The sequence below is a fragment of the Pseudomonas sp. SMN11 genome, assembly GCF_052041945.1.
Lineage (GTDB): Bacteria > Pseudomonadota > Gammaproteobacteria > Pseudomonadales > Pseudomonadaceae > Aquipseudomonas.
Genome location: NZ_JBKGGW010000075.1, coordinates 1 through 4,718, shown reverse-complemented (window position 1 = coordinate 4,718; position 4,718 = coordinate 1). Strand labels below are relative to the sequence as shown.

At 64.4% G+C, this 4,718-nt stretch carries 4 protein-coding genes; 2 read left to right on the top strand and 2 right to left on the bottom strand.

Features of this window, described 5'->3' with window-relative positions; translation table 11 throughout:
• The first annotated feature begins 99 nt into the window (after nucleotides 1–99).
• Complete coding sequence (locus ACLEJU_RS28530) at nucleotides 100–2,454, top strand: response regulator (protein ID WP_435425643.1); 2,355 nt, start codon at nucleotides 100–102, stop codon at nucleotides 2,452–2,454.
• Here the strand turns inward: ACLEJU_RS28530 and ACLEJU_RS28525 are convergent.
• Nucleotides 2,444–2,932, bottom strand: a complete 489-nt coding sequence (locus ACLEJU_RS28525; protein ID WP_435425644.1) for a glutathione peroxidase — start codon at nucleotides 2,930–2,932, stop codon at nucleotides 2,444–2,446. The genes ACLEJU_RS28530 and ACLEJU_RS28525 overlap by 11 nt on opposite strands.
• Before the next feature lie 2 nt (nucleotides 2,933–2,934).
• A complete protein-coding gene (gene msrB / locus ACLEJU_RS28520) occupies nucleotides 2,935–3,336 on the bottom strand; it encodes a peptide-methionine (R)-S-oxide reductase MsrB (protein ID WP_435425645.1) in 402 nt (133 codons plus the stop codon).
• Nucleotides 3,337–3,514: 178 nt separating this feature from the next.
• Here msrB and ACLEJU_RS28515 point away from each other — a divergent pair.
• Nucleotides 3,515–4,718: pyridoxal phosphate-dependent aminotransferase (locus ACLEJU_RS28515; protein ID WP_440776774.1), on the top strand; the 1,204-nt coding region annotated here is incomplete at its 3' end.

Here is a 4,718-nt window from a genome sequence, read left to right as displayed (position 1 = left end):
CCCCTCCACCCCCCCCACCCCCACAAAGCCCGGCACAGACAAGTGAGCAATCAAGGCTGAATGTGTGACAGACCTGCCAGCAGCCAAGGTTGATCGGCTATGCTTGCGCAGCGCAAGGGACGTGAAACCGGCTCGGGACTCATGGATATCAAGTTCACCAATCGCCTGTCATACAAGCAAGCCCGGTTGACAGTCCTGGTCGGCTTCATCCTGGGAACATTGCTCAGTCTCATCCAGATCGGCATCGATTATGCCAGCGAAGACGCATCCATCAACCGCGAAGTGCGGGCGTTGCTGCAAATCAGCCACAATCCGGCCTCGCGCATCGCCTACAACATCGATTCGGAGCTGGCGCTGGAACTGACCCGCGGCCTGCTGCAGTCACCGGCCATCATCCGTGCACGGCTGATCGACAACAACGAAACCGTACTGGCTGACGTCGAGCGCCCACGCCTGCACGATCGCTACCGGCTGTTGAGCGACTTCCTGTTCGGCGAGCAGCGCCAGTTCAAAGAGCGCCTGTTCCTCACCCACATGCCCGAGGAATACCTCGGTACGCTGTACCTGGACGTCGACACCTACGCCTTCGGCAGCCGCTTCCTCGACCGCGCCGGGGTCACCCTGCTCAATGGCTTTGCCCGCAGCCTGGTGCTCACCGGCATTCTCCTGGCGCTGTTTCATAGGCTGCTGACCAAGCCGCTGGTAACGGTGATCGGCGCCCTCACCGGCCGCGACCCGCGCCAGCCCGGGCAAACCCGGGTGGACTGCCCGCCCGGCCACGAACTCGACGAGATCGGCGTGCTGGTCAAGGTCGCCAACCAACAGTTCGTCAGCATGTCCACCGAGATCCAGCAGCGGCGCACCGCAGAAAACCGCCTGACTCAGTACCTCAACGAGCTGGAAGACATCGTCTCGGCCCGCACTGAAGAGCTCAAGGCCAGCAACAGCCGCCTCAGCCAGTCCAACCAGGAGCTGGAAGAGGCCCGCCAGCGCGCCCTCGACATGGCCCAGGCGCGCGCGGCCTTCCTGGCCAACATGAGCCACGAGATCCGCACCCCGCTCAACGGCATGCTCGGCATGATCGCCCTGGCTCTGGACAGCCCGCTGGCCGGTGAGCAACGCCAGCAACTGTCGATTGCCCACGACTCGGGCAAGGTGCTGGTGGAGTTGCTCAACGATATCCTCGACCTGTCCAAGTTCGATGCCGGGCAGCTGGAGCTGGAACGCATTCCATTCGACATGGGCGCGATGGTCGAGGACACCGCCAACCTGCTGTCGCAGAACGCGGCGCAGAGCGTCGAGCTGACCTGCCTGATCGCCGACAACTTCCCCAGTTCAGTGCTCGGCGACCCGACGCGGGTGCGCCAGGTCGTCAGCAACCTGCTGTCCAACGCCCTCAAGTTCACCCGCTTCGGCCGCGTCGACGTGCGCCTGGCAACGATCGTCGGCGGCGTGCGCCTGGAAGTACGCGATACCGGCATCGGCATCCCCGAAGCGGCCCAGGCGCGGATCTTCCAGCCGTTCACCCAGGCCGGCGCCGGCATCACCCGCCAATACGGCGGCACCGGGCTGGGCCTGGCCCTGACCCGCAACCTGTGCAAGGCCATGCAGGGCCATCTGCATATCCAGTCCGAGCCTGGCTTTGGCAGCCGCTTCAGCGCCGAGCTGCCGCTGACCACCCACACCGAAGCCATCGCGCCAGCCGCCCTGCAGGGCAAGGTGGTCGCCCTCAGCGACGCCGGCAGCGGCCTCAGCGAACTGCTGCAAGGCCTGCTGCCGGGCTGGGGGCTGGATTATCAGCGGCACGACAGCAGCACAGCCCTCGACAACAGCATCGACCTGCTGATCACCGACAACCTGGAGCAGCTGTTCCAGCTGCGGGCGGCCCTGAACGCCCCCATCCTGCTGGTGACTGCCTACGGCAACTTCCTGCCCGGCGAGCAATCGGCGCAACTGGCACCACTGCACCAGCTGGCCCGGCCACTGGCACGCAACGCGCTGTACCAGACCCTGCGCCGCACCCTGCAGGGGCACGCCCCGGAGCACCCGCTGGGCACCCCACCGCTTACCGCCGCCGACGGCCGCGCGCGAATCCTGCTGGTGGAAGACAACCCGGTCAACCAGCTGGTGGCCAAGGGCATGCTGGCCAAGCTCGGCTGCCAGGTGCAAGTCGCCACCCAGGGCGTCGAGGCCCTGGAATGGCTGGAGCGGGAAGATTTCGACCTGGTACTGATGGACTGCAACATGCCGGTGATGGATGGCTACGAGGCCAGCCGGCGCATTCGCCAGAGCGGGCGCTGGCCGGAGCTGCCGATCGTCGCCCTGACCGCCAACGCCATGCCTGAGGAGCGCGAGCGCTGCCGCGCGGCAGGCATGAGCGACTACCTGGCCAAGCCGTTTCGCCGCGAAGAGCTACTGGCGCTGATCGAACACTGGGTGCCGCTCAGCGGCTGAGCAGGTGCTCAATGTCAGCTTCCAGGGCCTGGGGCTTGGTGGTCGGTGCGTAGCGGGTGACCTTGCCGCTGGCCGGGTCGACCAGGAACTTGGTGAAATTCCACTTGATCTTCTGCGTGCCCAGCAGGCCAGGGGCACGCTGCTTGAGTTCGACGAACAGCGGGTGGGCGCCAGGGCCGTTGACCTCGATCTTGCGAAACAGCGGGAAACTCACGCCGAAATTGGCTTCGCAGAACTGCCCGATTTCGCGCGCATCGCCCGGCTCCTGCTTGCCGAACTGGTTGCAAGGGAAGCCCAGCACCACCAGGCCGCGTTCGCGGTAATCCCGCCACAACTGCTCCAGGCCTTTGTATTGCGGGGTGAAGCCGCACTGGCTGGCGGTGTTGACCACCAGCAGCGCCTTGCCGGCGAAGTCGCCGAGCTTTTTCTGCTCGCCGCCCAGGGTCACGCAGGGGATGTCCAGCATCGATCCGGCCATTTTCAGGCTCCGTCGCGGGGTTTGAAGTCCAGGCACACCGAGTTGATGCAGTAACGCAGGCCAGTCGGTGGCGGGCCGTCGGGGAATACATGGCCCAGGTGGGCGTCGCACTGGGCGCAGGTGACCTCGGTGCGGATCATGCCGTGGGAGGTATCACGGATCTCGACCATCGCGCTTTCCTCGATCGGGGCGTAGAAGCTCGGCCAGCCGCAGCCAGAGTCGAACTTGGTCTGCGAGTCGAACAGCGGCAGCTCACAGCAGATGCAGTGGTACACGCCCGCACGGCGCTCGCTGTTGTACTTGCCGCTGAACGGACGTTCGGTGCCCTTCAGGCGGCACACCTGATACTGGGCGGGGTCGAGCATTTCGCGCCATTCTTCAAGTGTCTTGTCGATCTTTTGCATGTGGAGACCTCGGCAGGCTGAATTTCACCTCGCGCCGTCTTTTCCGTAGCGCGGGTGGCACGTATATTAGTTGGCTTCGTGTGCAAGGCTTCCAGTCTGGCACCCGCTTCCTGCCCTTTCAAACCTTTCGAACGTTTCGCAGAGGGCCGCAGTGCGTATTCTCAATCGGGACCACATCATGCAGTTCAGCAAATCGAACAAGCTCGCCAATGTCTGCTACGACATTCGCGGCCCAGTGCTCAAGCACGCCAAACGCCTGGAAGAGGAAGGCCACCGCATCCTCAAGCTGAATATCGGCAACCCGGCGCCGTTTGGCTTCGAGGCGCCGGACGAAATCCTCCAGGATGTGATCCGCAACCTGCCCACCGCCCAGGGCTACAGCGATTCCAAGGGCCTGTTCAGTGCGCGCAAGGCAGTGATGCAGTACTGCCAGCAGAAGGAGATCGAAGGCGTCACCATCGAGGACATCTACCTCGGCAACGGTGTGTCCGAGCTGATCGTGATGTCGATGCAGGCGCTGCTGAACAACGGCGACGAAGTGCTGATCCCGGCCCCTGACTACCCGCTGTGGACCGCCGCGGTGAGCCTGGCTGGTGGCAAGCCGGTGCACTACCTGTGCGACGAGCAGGCCGACTGGTTCCCGGACCTGGAAGACATCAAGGCCAAGATCACCCCGAACACCAAGGCCCTGGTGATCATCAACCCGAACAACCCGACCGGCGCGGTGTACTCCAAGGAGCTGCTGCTGGGCATGCTGGAGCTGGCGCGCCAGCACAACCTGGTGGTCTTCTCCGACGAGATCTACGACAAGATCCTCTACGACGAAGCCGTGCACATCAGCACCGCCTCGCTGGCCCCGGACCTGCTGTGCCTGACCTTCAACGGCCTGTCCAAGTCGTACCGGGTGGCCGGCTTCCGTTCCGGCTGGCTGATCATCTCCGGGCCCAAGCACCACGCCCAGAGCTACATCGAAGGCATCGACATGCTGGCCAACATGCGCCTGTGCGCCAACGTGCCGGCCCAGCATGCCATCCAGACCGCCCTGGGCGGTTACCAGAGCATCAACGACCTGGTGCTGCCGCCGGGCCGCCTGCTGGAGCAGCGCAACCGCACCTACGAGCTGCTCAACGAGATCCCGGGCGTCAGCTGCGTGAAGCCGATGGGCGCGCTGTATGCCTTCCCGCGGATCGACCCGAAGGTCTGCCCGATCCTCAACGACGAGAAGTTCGCCCTCGACCTGCTGTTGTCGGAGAAGCTGCTGATCGTTCAGGGTACGGCGTTCAACTGGCCGTGGCCGGACCACTTCCGCGTGGTGACCTTGCCGCGGGTGGACGACCTTGAAGCCGCGATTGGCCGGATTGGTAACTTCCTGCGGACGTATT

Excerpts from the sequence above, each read along its gene's own strand:
- ACLEJU_RS28530 (WP_435425643.1), top strand. The coding sequence starts at position 100 with ATGCTTGCGCAGCGCAAGGGACGTGAAACCGGCTCGGGACTCATGGAT.
- ACLEJU_RS28525 (WP_435425644.1), bottom strand. The coding sequence starts at position 2,932 with ATGGCCGGATCGATGCTGGACATCCCCTGCGTGACCCTGGGCGGCGAG.
- msrB (WP_435425645.1), bottom strand. The coding sequence starts at position 3,336 with ATGCAAAAGATCGACAAGACACTTGAAGAATGGCGCGAAATGCTCGAC.